We start from the raw sequence: 13,643 nt of genomic DNA on the forward strand, positions 1-13,643 counted from the left end.
GGGTTCACGAAGCAAGGAGGTGGGTTTGTTGTCCAGGGTGCGTTTCGATCTCGACACGCTCAAAAGGCTCGCGCAATTCGCCGCGCAGCGCAGCAGCGAAGACCGCATTCCGCAGGTGGCCGGCAGTCTCACGTTCACCACCATGCTCGCGCTCGTGCCGCTCGCCACGGTCGCGTTCGCGCTGTTCACCGCGTTCCCGATCTTCAGTTCGTTCCAGGAGTCGCTGCAGTTTTTCCTCGCCGACCACCTGATGCCGGCGCAACTGAACAGTCAGATTTTCAAATATCTGAACCAGTTCGCATCCAAGGCCAAGGGGCTCACCACGATCGGCATGATCCTGCTGTTTCTCACGGCAGTCATGACCATGATGACGGTCGAATCCGCGTTCAACGTGATCTGGCGCGTGCGCAAGGCGCGGCCCATCGCGCAGCGCATTCTCGTCTACTGGGCGATCATTACGCTCGGCCCGCTGCTGATCGGCGTGAGCCTGTCGATTTCCTCGTATCTGTTCACGCAATCCATGACGTTCACGGCGGCGCAGCGCATCACGCCGCTGATCGAATGGGCGCTCGCGGGCGCCGCGCTGCCGCTGACGGCGCTGGCCTTCACGATTCTCTACGTGTATTTGCCGAACTGCCGGGTGGAGTGGCGCGACGCGGTGATCGGCGGTGTGACCGCGGCAATCGCGTTCGAGCTCGCCAAGCGCGGCTTCGGCTATTACGTGCGGCGGATTCCGACCTATACCGCCGTTTACGGCGCCTTTGCCGCCGTGCCCTTGTTCCTGCTCTGGATGTACCTGTGCTGGTTCATCACGCTGGCGGGCGCGATGATAGCGTCGGCATTACCGGCGATCCGTATCGGCCAGTTTCATCGGCCTACGTTCGAGGGCAGCGATCTGTTCGATTCGCTCGAACTGCTCGCGCGGCTGTCGGAAGCGCGCGACGCCGGCAAGCGCGGCTACACGGTGCCCGAACTCTCGCGAATGCTCCGCCGCGATATGGATACCACGATCAACCTGCTGCAGAAGCTCGAGGAAATCGAGTGGATCGCGCGCTTGCAGGAAGACGGCACGCGTCCGCATTTCCTGCTGCTTGCCAACCCGGCGCAGATCACGGTGGAACGATTGTTCGATCTGTTCGTCATCGATCGTGCGGAGCTGGAGTATCAACTCGAACTCGACGCAACCCGCGTGGATGGCGACACGTTGCTATCCGCGTTGGACAACGACAAGCTGAAGAAGGTAACGCTCGCCGCGTTGCTGGCGGCACGCGCGGCAACCCGTGCGCAGCGTGCCGAGAACGACGGAGAAAGCGCCGCGTCGATGCCACATCAGGCGGCATGAGGGTTTTGTCGCGGCTTGGCGGGGAGCGTCTCCCCGCAGCATGACGAAGGGCGACGGCAACGCGGCTTTTTCAGTCGCTACAGCGAAATCTTGCCGACGCAGATGTCCTTGAACATCACCCAATCGCCCATCAGGCTATAGACCGGGTGCCGGAAGGTAGCCGGCCGGTTCTTCTCGAAGAAGAAATGGCCGATCCACGCAAAGCCATAGCCGCATATCACCGCGGCCGGCAGCCACAGCCAGCCGCCGGTGGCGAGCGCCATCGCGAGACAGCCGATGACGCCGAGCGACCCCACGAAATGCAGCCGCCGCGAGACCGTGTTGCGATGCTCGCTCAGATAGTAAGGATAAAACTCCGCGAAACTCGCGAAGTGATCGGTGTGGGCGGTTTGAGCCATCACGGCCTCCGGATTTCCATACTTCTCGACTCCGTGCCTGTCGCTTCCAGGATGCTTCGTTGTGCGCCGTCGGCAGGCCCGGCGCGGCGTCGAAACAGGACAGGCGTGACCCATTGTGCGGCCATTCCGCTCATGCGCGCAACCTGGCCATTCGGCCGATGGCGCGCCGCTTCCGGCGCGCTTATCGTGACGGTTCGCTTCGGCTAACGAGCGCCGTGAGTCGGTCGTGATGCGAAGCCGAAGAGGGCGTCGAGCGTGGCGTCGGGTTGCTCGGCCATCAAGGCGTGACCGGCCTCCAGCGTGACGGTGTCGACCGGTACGCCCGCTTGCGCGAGCGCGTCGGCGAGCGCTTTGGCTGCGCGCGGCGGCGTCATCGCGTCGCGCCGCCCGACCACCACGCGGGTCGCGCAGCTCACCTGGGCGGCACGGGTGAGACCGTCCGTGTAGCCGTTGCAGGCGTTGAAGTCGGTGTGGAACAGATTGGCTTCGCCGCGTGCCGATACGCGCTCCATCAAGCGCTGGTTCATGCCGTGCAGCCAGAAGCCGGGGCCGGGGCAGGAGGGCTTGGCGGCGAGCGTCGAATGCGACCATTCGTTGACCATGCCGATTGCCTCGGGCTCGCGGTTCAGCGCGGCGTCGAGCAAGGTGTCGGAGACCGTCATCGGGACCGCGGTGGCGAGCAGCGCGAGGTGGGTCGCGCGCTCGGGATAGCGGCCGGCGAAGTCGAGCGCGATCAGCGAGCCCATGCTGTGGCCGGCCACGAACGCGCGTTGCACGCCGGCGGCATCGAGCAGCGCGGCGAGCCAGTCGGCCATGGCCGGCACGGAGGTCAGCGCCGGGCCGCTGCTACGGGAGTGTCCGGGCAGGTCCACCGCCAGCACGCCGAAACCGTGGTGCGCGAAGTAGCGGCTTTGCAGCGCCCACACGCTGTGATCGTGTTCCGCGCCGTGGACGAACACAGCGGTCGGCAGAGCGGCGTCGAATGGTTTGCCGCCGGTGTAGGCGTAGGCGGGTCGGCCTTGAACGGTAAGGATCATGCGGACTCCGGGCGGGGTTGGTCGGCGGCTTTGCCCGCTTTCTGCGCGGCCTTCAGCGCACGCTTGAGATCGTCGATCAGATCGTCGGGATCCTCGAGGCCGATCGACAGCCGAATCGTGCCTTCCGCGATGCCCGCCGCGGCGAGCGCGGCGGCGTCCATGCGGAAGTGCGTCGTCGATGCCGGGTGGATCACCAGCGAGCGTGCGTCGCCCACGTTCGCCAGATGCGAGAACAGCGAGAGCGCTTCGATAAAGCTGCGCCCGGCTGCGCGGCCGCCGCGCAAATCGAAGCTGAACACGGCACCCGCGCCGCGCGGCAGCAGGCGTTTGGCGAGCGCGTGATCCGGATGGGTCGGCAACTCCGGGTAGGCGACCGCGTCGACCGCCGCGTGCGACACGAGAAAGTCGACCACCCGGCGCGTATTGGCGATGTGCCGCTCCATCCGCAACGGCAGTGTCTCGATGCCTTGCAGCAACTGCCACGCGGCCTGCGGATGCAGGCATGCGCCGAAGTCGCGCAGACCTTCGCGACGTGCGCGCAGCAGGAACGGCGCAACGGTGCTTTCCTCGCTGAACACCATGCCGTGAAAGCCGTCGTAAGGCTCGGTGAATTCGGGGAAAAGGCCGGAGGCCTCGAAGTCGAAGGTGCCGCCGTCCACCAGCACGCCGCCGATCGTCGTGCCGTGGCCGCCCAGAAATTTGGTCGCCGAGTGGTAAACGAAATCGGCGCCGTGCTCGAACGGTTTGAGCAGATACGGCGTGGTGAAGGTCGAGTCGACCAGCAGCGGCACGCGGTGCTCGTGCGCGATCTGCGCGACGGCGGCAATGTCGAGCACGTCGAGGCCCGGATTGCCGAGCGTCTCGCCGAACAGCAGACGCGTGTTCGGGCGCAACGCCGCGCGCCATGCGTCGGTGTCGCCGGGTTTGACGAAGGTCGTCTCGATGCCGAAGCGCCGCAACGTGTAGTGCAGCAGGTTGTGCGAGCCGCCGTACAGCGCACTGGAGGCGACGATATGGGCGCCCGCGCCCATCAGCGTGGCGATCGCCAGATGCAGGGCGGCCTGGCCGCTGGCCGTGCCGATCGCGCCCGCGCCGTTCTCGAGCGCGGCCACGCGCTCTTCGAATACGGCCACGGTCGGGTTCGAGATGCGGGAATAGACGTGGCCGGCGCGCTCCATATTGAAGAGCGCCGCGGCGTGGTCGGAATCGCGGAACGAAAACGAGGTAGTCTGGTAAATCGGCGTGGCGCGCGCGCCGGTGGTGGGGTCGGGCGCGGCGCCGGCGTGCAGCGCAAGCGTATCGAAACGGTTGGCGGACATGCTGGGCGGCGAGGCCACGAACGGCCCCGCGAAAGGTGAAAGTGGCGGCCATCCTATCACCGGCGCCGGGCGCATCAAGCGCGGTTTTCCCGATGCGGGGGCGGGCGAACGCCCGGCGCGCCTTGGTGGGCGGGCCGCTTTCCTTTTATGGGCCTTTCCGCTAGGATCGAAAATCATTCATGCATTACCAGCTTAGCGGGTATCTCGGGAGACAGATCATGCGAGTCAGCGACATTCTTAAGGTCAAAGGCAACACCCTTTTTACGGTCACGCCAGACACCACGCTGCACGAAGCCGTCAACGCCATGGCCGAGCACGACATCGGCTCGCTGGTGGTGATGGAATACGGCGATCTGGTCGGCATGCTGACCTTCCGCGAAATCATCAATACGTTGAGCAAGAACGGCGGCAGCGTCGGCACCTCCACGATCCGCAAGGTCATGGACGACCATCCGCTCACCTGCACGCCTGAAACAGACGTGAACGAAGTCCGTCGCATGATGCTCGAGCACCACGTGCGCTATCTGCCGGTGCTGGAAAGCCGTACGCTGATGGGCGTGATCTCGTTCTACGACGTCGCCAGGGCCGTGGTCGAAGAGCAGGGTTTCGAGAACCGTATGCTCAAGGCTTATATCCGCGACTGGCCGGAAGAGCAGCAGGAACAACCCGCGCGTTAATTTGAATCAGTGTGAGTTAATGCGCGGTGATTCACCGCAGCGCTCGGGCGCTGGCCATGAGCGGTTGCGGTGAGCGCGAATATGCAGTCAGGGCGCGCGCGAAAGCGTGCGCTTTTTTTGTGCCCGGACTTGTGCCCAAGCCCGCCACCCTGTTGCTCTTTTAGCGTGCCCTTCGAACTTCATGAGCGATCGTCCGATACCTGCCGCCCGCCGCACCGCCCGCACTCACGAGGCGCACGAGTCCCAGTTCCGGCTGCTCAGCCAGCGCCGCTTCGCGCCGTTTTTCTGGACCCAGTTCCTCGGCGCGATGAACGACAACGTGTTCAAGATCGGCTTCACGTCGCTGGTGACCTATCAGGCGGCGCGTTTTTCCGGTGTCGATCCGGCAACGGCGGCGTTTCTGATCTCGGCGATCTTCATTCTGCCGTTCGTGCTGCTGTCGGCCACCTCCGGCCAGATCGCCGACAAATACGACAAGGCGATGCTCACGCGCTTCGTCAAGACATTCGAAATCGTCGTGATGCTGATCGGCGGTGCGGGTTTCTGGCTGCATAGCGCGCCGCTGCTGTATCTGTGCACGTTTCTGATGGGCGTGCATTCAACCGTGTTCGGACCGGTCAAGTATTCGTACCTGCCGCAGCATCTGTCGAAGTCGGAACTGGTCGGCGGTAACGGCATGGTCGAGATGGGCACCTTCGTGGCGATTCTGATCGGCACCATCATCGGCGGCGCGGGCGCGGGTTTCGTCGAACACGGCGCGGTGCTGCTGGCCTGCGCGTGTGTCACGATTGCGCTGGTGGGGCGTGTCGTGTCGAGCTTCGTGCCGGTCACGCCGGCGGCGCAGGCCGATCTGCGCATCAACTGGAATCCGGTCACCGAGACGTGGCGCAACCTGAAGCTGGCGCGTGAAAACCGTACCGTGTTCCTGAGCCTGCTGGGCATCTCCTGGTTGTGGTTCGTGGGCGCGACGTTTCTGTCATCGTTTTTCAGCTTCGCGAAGAATGTGCTGTCCGCCGACCCGGACGTCGTGACCGTGTTGCTCGGCACGTTCTCGATCGGCATCGGCCTCGGTTCGCTGATGTGCGAAAAGCTCTCGAAGCGGCGCATCGAAATCGGTCTGGTGCCGCTCGGTTCGATCGGTATGAGCGTCTTCGCCATCGATCTGTTTTTCGCGAGCCACGCGCTGCCGGCGGCAGGGCATCTGCTGAGCGTCGGCGAGTTTCTCGCGCGGCCCGCGCATTGGCGCGTGCTGGCCGATCTGTTCCTGCTCGCCATGTTCGGCGGTTTCTACAGCGTGCCGTTGTATGCGCTGATCCAGAGCCGCAGCCAGCCGAGTCACCGCGCGCGGATCATCGCGGCGAACAATATTCTGAACTCGTTGTTCATGATTCTTTCGTCGCTAATGGCGGTCGGGCTGACCTCGGCCGGCTTCAGTATTCCGGCGCTGTTCCTGATTACCGCGCTGCTGAACATCGTGGTGGCGACCTACATCTATTCGCTGGTGCCGGAGTTTCTGCTGCGTTTCGTCGCTTGGGTACTTGTGCATACGTTCTACCGGATCCGTCTCGTGCATGCCGAACGGATTCCGGAAGAGGGCGCGGCCGTGCTCGTGTGTAATCACGTGAGCTTTGTCGACGCGATCGTCATCATGGCCGAAAGCCCGCGCCCGATCCGTTTCGTAATGGACCACCAGATCTTCAAGTCGCCGTTCGCCGGCTGGGTGTTCCGTCATGCGAAAGCGATTCCGATCGCGCCGGCTCATCAGGACCCGGAATTGTTGACGCGTGCCTACGAACGGTGCGCGCAGGCGCTGGCCGAGGGCGATCTGGTTTGCATCTTCCCGGAAGGTAAGCTCACCAAGACCGGCGACATGAATCCGTTCCGCCATGGCGTGACCGAGATCATCAGGCGCACGCCGGCACCGGTCGTGCCGATGGCGTTGCGTGGCCTGTGGGGCAGCGTGTTTTCGCGCGCCAACGACGCGCGCTGGCCGCGGCCGATCCAGAAGGGCGTCATGAGCCGCTTGACGCTCGCCGTGGGCGAGCCGATCGATCCGGAGTTGGCGACCCCTGAGTTGCTGCAACAGGTCGTGACGGAGCTGCGTGGGGCGCGGAAGTAGTGCGCGGGCGGCGTCTCGCGGCCCGGCCACTACTTGTCCGGAAGGCAGATAGCGCAACCTGCGCCACCGCCCGGGGCCTAACGGGCTGGCATAATAGTGCCTTCCCCGCATTTCTTTGGACGACGCCCATGTCCGGCAACACGCTCGGTACGCTTTTCACTGTCACGACCTTCGGCGAATCGCACGGCCCCGCTATCGGCTGCGTGATCGACGGCTGCCCGCCGGGCATGGCGCTCACTGAGGCCGACATCCAGTTCGAACTCGACCGCCGCAAGCCCGGCACCTCGCGCCACGTCACGCAACGCCAGGAAGAAGACAAGGTCGAGATCCTGTCGGGCGTGTTCGAAGGCCAAACCACCGGCGCGCCGATCGCACTGCTGATCCGCAACACGGACCAGCGCAGCAAAGACTACGGCAACATCGTCGACACGTTCCGTCCGGGCCACGCCGACTACACCTATTGGCAGAAATACGGCATTCGCGACTACCGCGGCGGCGGCCGTTCGTCGGCGCGTCTGACCGCCCCCACGGTGGCGGCGGGCGCGGTGGCGAAGAAGTGGCTGCGCGAAAAATTCGGTACCGAGATTCGCGGCTACATGGCCGCGCTCGGTGAGATCGACGTGCCGTTCGTCGACTGGGCGCACGTGCGCGAGAACCCGTTCTTCGTGCCGAATGCCGAGATTGTGCCGCGGCTCGAGGAGTACATGGACGCGTTGCGCAAAGAGGGCGATTCGATCGGCGCGCGCATCAACGTCGTGGCGTCCGGCGTGCCGGTCGGCCTCGGCGAACCGTTGTTCGACCGTCTGGACGCCGACATCGCGCATGCCATGATGGGCATCAACGCGGTCAAGGGCGTGGAGATCGGCGCCGGCTTCGCGAGCGTCGCGCAACGCGGCTCGGTACATGGCGACGAACTGACGCCGGAAGGCTTCGTCGGCAATCACGCGGGCGGTGTGCTTGGCGGCATTTCGACCGGGCAGGACATTACCGTGTCGATCGCGATCAAGCCGACGTCGAGCATTCGCACGCCGCGTCGCTCGATCGACAAAGCCGGGCAGCCGGCCGTCGTCGAAACGTTCGGACGGCATGACCCGTGCGTCGGCATTCGCGCCACGCCGATTGCCGAATCGATGCTTGCGCTGGTGCTGATCGACCATGCACTGCGTCATCGCGCGCAATGCGGCGATGTCGCCGTCAGCACGCCGAAGATCGCTGCCAGCGCGCCGTAACAGGCTGCGTTCAGCATTGTCTGTATGTCGTAAAGAAGCGCGCGCGGTGCCGTCATGACTGGGCCGAACAACGCCCCGATCAACGAACCGACTTTCGTGCCGACAGCCGAGTCGGCCGACAACCATCTGGCCGACCTGCGCACTCGCGCGGCCGCGCCGGATGCCACCGCTGGCAACTGCTGCGCGTTCGGTCAGCTACTGCTGCAACACGCCGGTCGCGACAAGGACCGTCAGCGCGAAGCACTTGCCGCGTTGGTGCGCGCCTATCAGCTCGATCCTTCCTGCGAGCCCACGCTGCTTCACACGATCGCGCAGATCGCTTTCGTCTTGCGTGATTGGTCTTTGACCGACGCCGCCGCCCAACTTCTACTTTCTCACCACGCCGACGACGCCAACGCGCTGATCTGGCGCGCGGCCGCCGTTCAGCAGCGCGACGACTTCGTGCTGGCGGAGCATCTGTTGCGCGAGGCGGTGCGCGTGCTGCCCGGCAATCCGGTGGCGCTTCACAAACTGGCGTTGTGCGTCAAGGAACAGGCACGTTTCGCCGAAGCGGAGGCGTTGCTCAGGCAGGTGCTGACGTTGTCGCCGGATAACGCGCACGCGTTGTTCGATCTGTCGGAGCTCGAAATCCGTACCGGCCGTTTTGCCGATGGCTGGGCGCACTACGAATCACGCGTTGCCTTTGGCGGCGAGTTGAACAACGCGCAGCAGGCGCTCGCGTCGATCTGCGCGCATTGGCAGGGTGAATCGCTGGCGGGCAAGACGCTGGTGGTGTACGGCGAGCAGGGCAACGGCGACTGTCTGTGGGCGGTGCGTTTTCTGCCGCACCTTGCCGAGCGGGCGCGGCGCGAGGGTGGCCGGGTGATCTTCGGTCACGACGGGCCGTTGCGGCATCTGTTCGAACGCATATTGCCCGCCGATTTGCCGCTCGAAACGAGTCTGGATACGCGGCCCGATTTCCACTGCGGATTGATGAGCTTGCCGCTGCGGCTCGGCGTGTTCGACCCAACGGGCTGGGGCCAGCCGTATCTGAGCGCCGATCCCACACATAGTCAGGTGTGGCGTGAGCGGGTCGACGCACACGTCGCGGGGACGCATGGCCGTCGCAAAGTCGGTCTGGTGTGGAACGGCAATCCCGACCATATCCGCGACGTGCGGCGTTCGGTGCCGGTCACGCAACTCGAGCCGCTGCTGAACGTTCCGGGCGTGAGCTATTTCGCGTTGTCGCCAGGACGCGGCGAGACCGTCGCGCAATGGCGGGAGAAGGGACTGGATGTCGTCGATATGACCGGTCATTTTCAGTCCGGATTCGACGACGTGGCCGCGTTGCTGGCGAATCTGGATTTAGTGGTGACGATCGACAGCGGGCCCGCGCATCTGGCGGGCGCACTCGGCGTGCCGACCTGTCTGATGATCGATCACGTGTCCGCGTGGTTCTGGGGCGATGAATCGTCGGCGACGCCCTGGTACGACTCGATCGAGCTGGTTCGACAGCCTGCGGTCGGCGATTGGATGCCAGTGGTGGCGCACGTGCGGGAAAGAATCGTGGCGCTTGCGGTGCGGAATTAAAATTTGCTTTCGCAACGCGCGACGTGCAGTCGACGCGCCGCGAAAGCAAATGCACGGTCATTACATATTCGGGTAGTTCGGACCGCCGCCACCCTCAGGCGTCACCCACACGATGTTCTGTGTCGGGTCCTTGATATCGCACGTTTTGCAATGCACGCAGTTCTGCGCGTTGATCACCAGACGCTCGCCGCCGTCGTCGTTCTTCACGAACTCATACACGGCAGCGGGGCAGTAACGCGACTCCGGACCGGCATAGGTCTGCCAGTTCACGTTCACCGGCACGGACGGATCTTTCAGCGTCAGGTGAGCCGGCTGGTTCTCTTCGTGATTGGTGTTCGAGATGAACACCGAAGAAAGCCGGTCGAACGTCAGCTTGCCGTCCGGCTTCGGATACGTGATCGGCTTGCACTGCGACGCCGGCTTCAGCATCTCGTGATCCGAATGCTGGTGATGCAGCGTCCAGGGCACATTGCCGCCCAGCACCTTCTGCTCGAGACCGACCATCAGCGTGCCGAGGTACAGGCCCTTGCTCATCCACTGTTTGAAATTGCGCGCGCGATACAGCTCGGTGTGCAGCCACGAGGTCTTGAACGCTTCCGGATACGCGGTCAGTTCGTCCGACTGACGACCCGCCTGCACGGCTTCGAACGCCGCCTCGGCGGCCAGCATGCCGGTCTTGATCGCCGCATGCGAACCCTTGATCCGCGATGCGTTCAGGAAGCCTGCGTCATCGCCGACCAGCGCGCCGCCCGGGAACACCAGCTTCGGCAGCGACATCAGGCCGCCCGCGGTGATTGCTCGTGCGCCGTACGACACGCGCTTGCCGCCTTCCAGAATCGCGCGGATCGCCGGATGCGTCTTGTAGCGCTGGAATTCCTCAAACGGCGACAGATACGGATTCGTGTAGCCGAGGCCGACCACGAAGCCCACCATCACCTGGTTGTTGTCCATGTGGTACAGGAACGAGCCGCCGTAGGTATCGTTTTCCAGCGGCCAGCCGGCGGTGTGCATCACCAGACCCGGCTTGTGCTTGCCCGGATCGATTTCCCACAGTTCCTTGATGCCGATCCCGTAGACCTGCGGATCGACGCCTTCGCGCAGCTTGTAGCGGTCGTTCAGCTGACGGCCCAGATGGCCGCGCGCGCCTTCGCAGAAAAGCGTGTACTTGGCGTGCAGTTCCATGCCGAGCTGGAAGTTCTCGGTCGGCTCGCCGTCCTTGCCAATACCGAGATTTCCGGTCGCCACGCCCTTGACCGAGCCATCGTCGTTGTAAAGGATTTCAGCGGCGGGGAAGCCCGGGAAAATCTCGACGCCCAGTGCCTCGGCCTGCTGACCGAGCCAGCGTGTGACGTTGGCCAGCGAAATGACGTAGTTGCCGTGGTTCTTGAAGTTGTCCGGCAGCGCCCAGACCGGCACGTTCTTCGAGCCGGTTTCGCTCAGGAACAGGAATTTGTCTTCGCTCACCGCCACGTCGAGCGGCGCGCCTTTTTCTTTCCAGTCCGGAATCAGTTCGGTGATCGCGCGCGGATCCATCACCGCGCCCGACAGGATATGCGCCCCGATCTCCGAGCCTTTTTCCAGCACGCACACGCCCAGCTCAACGCCTTTTTCCGCCGCCAGCTGTTTCAGGCGGATCGCTGCGGACAGGCCAGCCGGGCCGCCGCCGACGATCACGACGTCGTATTCCATCGACTCGCGTGGACCGTATTGCTCAATGAGACTTGCGGGGGTCATTGATGCTCCTCTTACCGTTAGAATGCTTTTTTCGGGTTCGTATTGTGGGCGATGCATCCCCGCACTGCAACCGGATGAGCAGAGATTAGCACGATCGTTCTATTTATGTGATACGGTACGGACCCGTAGCGACGGTCTTACCGCACCTGTCAACCGCAGTTGCAATTACAACCGAACAAGGGAACGACAATGGGCCGTTCGATCAATCTGGAAGGCAAGGTCGCGCTGATCACCGGCGCTTCGAGCGGGTTGGGAAAGCGCTTTGCTCAGGTGTTGTCGCAGGCGGGCGCCAAGGTCGTGCTGGCGAGCCGGCGCACCGAGCGGTTGAAGGAATTGCGCGCCGAGATCGAGGCGTCCGGCGGCGCGGCGCACGTGGTGTCGCTCGACGTAACCGATTACCAGAGCATCAAGTCGGCGGTCGCGCATGCGGAAACCGAGGCCGGCACCATCGACATTCTGGTGAACAATTCGGGCGTGTCGACCACGCAGAAGCTCTCTGAAGTCACGCCAGCCGACTTCGAATACGTGTTCGACACCAACACGCGCGGCGCGTTTTTCGTCGCGCAGGAAGTCGCCAAACGCATGATCATGCGCGGCAACAACGCGCAGAAGCCGTCGTATCGCATCATCAACATCGCGTCGATGGCCGGCCTGCGCGTGCTGCCGCAGATCGGCCTGTACTCGATGAGCAAGGCCGCCGTCGTTCATATGACGAAGGCCATGGCGCTGGAGTGGGGCAAGCACGGCATCAACGTGAACGCGATCTGCCCGGGGTATATCGACACGGAGATCAACCATCACCACTGGTCGACGGAGCAGGGGCAGAAGCTGGTGTCGATGCTGCCGCGTCATCGCGTCGGCAAGCCCGACGATCTGGACGGCCTGCTGCTGCTGCTGGCGGCCGACGAATCGCAGTTCATCAACGGCTCGGTGATCGCCGCCGACGACGGCTTCGGCCTCGCATGATTTCAACTCACCTTAAGAAGCAGGCAGAACGGAAGTACGATGAGCGATTTTCACGCAGTCTTTGAGATGTCCATGCCGATCCGTTGGGGCGACATGGACGCATTCGGCCATGTCAACAACACGGTCTACTTCCGCTACATGGAGCAGGTGCGCATCTCCTGGTTCGAGCAGATGGGTCTGGCGGGCAGCAATGCCGACGGGCAAGGCCCGGTGATCGTCAACGCGTCGATGGAGTTTCTCCGGCAGCTGCACTATCCCGGCGACGTGATCGGCCGGATGACGGTGGCTACGCCCGGCCGCAGCAGCTTCGACACAGGCTTCGAGTTGGTGCGCGCCGACGATCCGAACACTGTCTATGCACGCGGCGCCGCGCGCTGCGTGTGGATCGATTATGCGGCGTCGAAGTCGGTGCCCGTGCCTGATCTGTTGCGTGCGACGATCGAGCGCGCCGCGCTGGTCAAGGTGGCTTGATATTGCCCGCTGAGGTGGCCCATAAAGCGAGCCGCCCACGCAAACCTCAATGCCCGAGCAGGCGCTGCAATAGCTCGGTCGCATTCCCCGTATCGTATTTGCGCATCAGCCGCGCCCGGTAGACATCCACGGTGCGCGGGCTGATATCCAGCACGCGCCCGATCTGCTTGCTGGTTTTTCCGGTCACCAGTTGCGCGGCGATCTCCCGTTCGCGCGGCGTCAATTCGACCGCCACGCGGCGCGTCGCGCTCAAATCCTCGAACGTCCACACGCCCGCCGCGTGCGCATCCGCGCGTTGCTGCGCGCGGCCCGTTACGTGGCACCAGAACAGTTCGCCATTGGCGCGCTTCATGATGCGGTCGTCGGCGTAGCTGCCCTGCGCGGTCATGATCGGCGGAATGCGCGCGCCGATCCGCTCGAATTCGTCCGTCGACGGATACAGCACCTGAAACGACCGGCCGAGCAGCGCCTCGCGCGGGCAGCCGAAAATCGACGCCAGCTCGTCGTTACAGTCTTCGATCACCCGTTCGCGCGACAGCACGAGGCCGATCGGCGCGAGTTGAAAAGCGGTTTGATAATCCAGTGCGGGCATGAGTTGGCGGCAAGTACTTATGTATTTTTGCGTATTGTGCCGCATGGCGCGCCCAGCGTACTCTTTCGGGCATATGACAACGCGCTGCAAGCGTCCGCAACGGGTCTTTGCGCACCACACCGGCCAAGCCGGGCGCACGGCCTGCTACGGATGACTAGAATGACGTGTCGGGCGCGACTCGCGCAACGTC

The 13,643-nt window shown here is 63.9% G+C and carries 12 protein-coding genes; 7 read left to right on the forward strand and 5 right to left on the reverse strand.

Translation table 11 applies throughout. The features are described from left to right. Nucleotides 1–25 precede the first annotated feature (25 nt). A complete protein-coding gene (locus B0G83_RS06705; RefSeq protein ID WP_105507184.1) occupies nucleotides 26–1,342 on the forward strand; it encodes a YihY family inner membrane protein in 1,317 nt (438 codons plus the stop codon). Nucleotides 1,343–1,419: 77 nt separating this feature from the next. On the opposite strand, the gene B0G83_RS06710 is transcribed toward B0G83_RS06705, so the two are convergent. The 3 genes from B0G83_RS06710 to B0G83_RS06720 form a co-directional block, all read right to left on the reverse strand. Further along, on the reverse strand, nucleotides 1,420–1,740 hold the full coding sequence (locus tag B0G83_RS06710) for an Mpo1-like protein (RefSeq protein WP_105506686.1): 321 nt from the start codon (nucleotides 1,738–1,740) through the stop codon (nucleotides 1,420–1,422). Nucleotides 1,741–1,943: 203 nt separating this feature from the next. After that, the gene (locus B0G83_RS06715) at nucleotides 1,944–2,777 is read right to left on the reverse strand and encodes an alpha/beta fold hydrolase (RefSeq protein WP_105506687.1); all 834 of its coding nucleotides are present in this window, start codon (nucleotides 2,775–2,777) and stop codon (nucleotides 1,944–1,946) included. Then, entirely contained in the window at nucleotides 2,774–4,096 is a 1,323-nt protein-coding gene (locus tag B0G83_RS06720) for an O-acetylhomoserine aminocarboxypropyltransferase (RefSeq protein ID WP_105506688.1), read from the reverse strand. The genes B0G83_RS06715 and B0G83_RS06720 overlap by 4 nt, the downstream gene beginning before the upstream one ends. Before the next feature lie 218 nt (nucleotides 4,097–4,314). Between B0G83_RS06720 and B0G83_RS06725 the strand changes: the two genes are divergently transcribed. From B0G83_RS06725 to B0G83_RS06740, 4 genes are all read left to right on the forward strand, one after another. Next, nucleotides 4,315–4,773, forward strand: a complete 459-nt coding sequence (locus B0G83_RS06725) for a CBS domain-containing protein (RefSeq protein WP_105506689.1) — start codon at nucleotides 4,315–4,317, stop codon at nucleotides 4,771–4,773. Between the two features lie 181 nt (nucleotides 4,774–4,954). Continuing rightward, nucleotides 4,955–6,892, forward strand: coding sequence for an MFS transporter (locus tag B0G83_RS06730; protein WP_105506690.1), 1,938 nt, complete (start codon nucleotides 4,955–4,957; stop codon nucleotides 6,890–6,892). A 128-nt stretch (nucleotides 6,893–7,020) separates the two neighbouring features. Continuing rightward, the gene (gene aroC, locus B0G83_RS06735) at nucleotides 7,021–8,121 is read left to right on the forward strand and encodes a chorismate synthase (protein ID WP_105506691.1); all 1,101 of its coding nucleotides are present in this window, start codon (nucleotides 7,021–7,023) and stop codon (nucleotides 8,119–8,121) included. A gap of 54 nt (nucleotides 8,122–8,175) precedes the next feature. Further along, nucleotides 8,176–9,690 (forward strand): tetratricopeptide repeat protein, encoded by a 1,515-nt coding sequence (locus B0G83_RS06740; RefSeq protein WP_105506692.1) that lies wholly within the window; start codon nucleotides 8,176–8,178, stop codon nucleotides 9,688–9,690. A 60-nt stretch (nucleotides 9,691–9,750) separates the two neighbouring features. Here the strand turns inward: B0G83_RS06740 and B0G83_RS06745 are convergent, their stop codons facing one another. Beyond that, nucleotides 9,751–11,424, reverse strand: coding sequence for an electron transfer flavoprotein-ubiquinone oxidoreductase (locus B0G83_RS06745; protein ID WP_105506693.1), 1,674 nt, complete (start codon nucleotides 11,422–11,424; stop codon nucleotides 9,751–9,753). Nucleotides 11,425–11,613: 189 nt separating this feature from the next. Between B0G83_RS06745 and B0G83_RS06750 the strand changes: the two genes are divergently transcribed. After that, the gene (locus B0G83_RS06750; RefSeq protein WP_027799848.1) at nucleotides 11,614–12,390 is read left to right on the forward strand and encodes an SDR family oxidoreductase; all 777 of its coding nucleotides are present in this window, start codon (nucleotides 11,614–11,616) and stop codon (nucleotides 12,388–12,390) included. A 39-nt stretch (nucleotides 12,391–12,429) separates the two neighbouring features. Continuing rightward, nucleotides 12,430–12,861 (forward strand): thioesterase family protein, encoded by a 432-nt coding sequence (locus tag B0G83_RS06755; RefSeq protein WP_105506694.1) that lies wholly within the window; start codon nucleotides 12,430–12,432, stop codon nucleotides 12,859–12,861. 46 nt (nucleotides 12,862–12,907) lie between these two features. Here the strand turns inward: B0G83_RS06755 and B0G83_RS06760 are convergent, their stop codons facing one another. After that, nucleotides 12,908–13,453 (reverse strand): LuxR C-terminal-related transcriptional regulator, encoded by a 546-nt coding sequence (locus B0G83_RS06760; RefSeq protein ID WP_105506695.1) that lies wholly within the window; start codon nucleotides 13,451–13,453, stop codon nucleotides 12,908–12,910. Nucleotides 13,454–13,643: the final 190 nt, after the last annotated feature.

Source organism: Paraburkholderia sp. BL21I4N1, assembly GCF_002973525.1.
GTDB lineage: Bacteria > Pseudomonadota > Gammaproteobacteria > Burkholderiales > Burkholderiaceae > Paraburkholderia.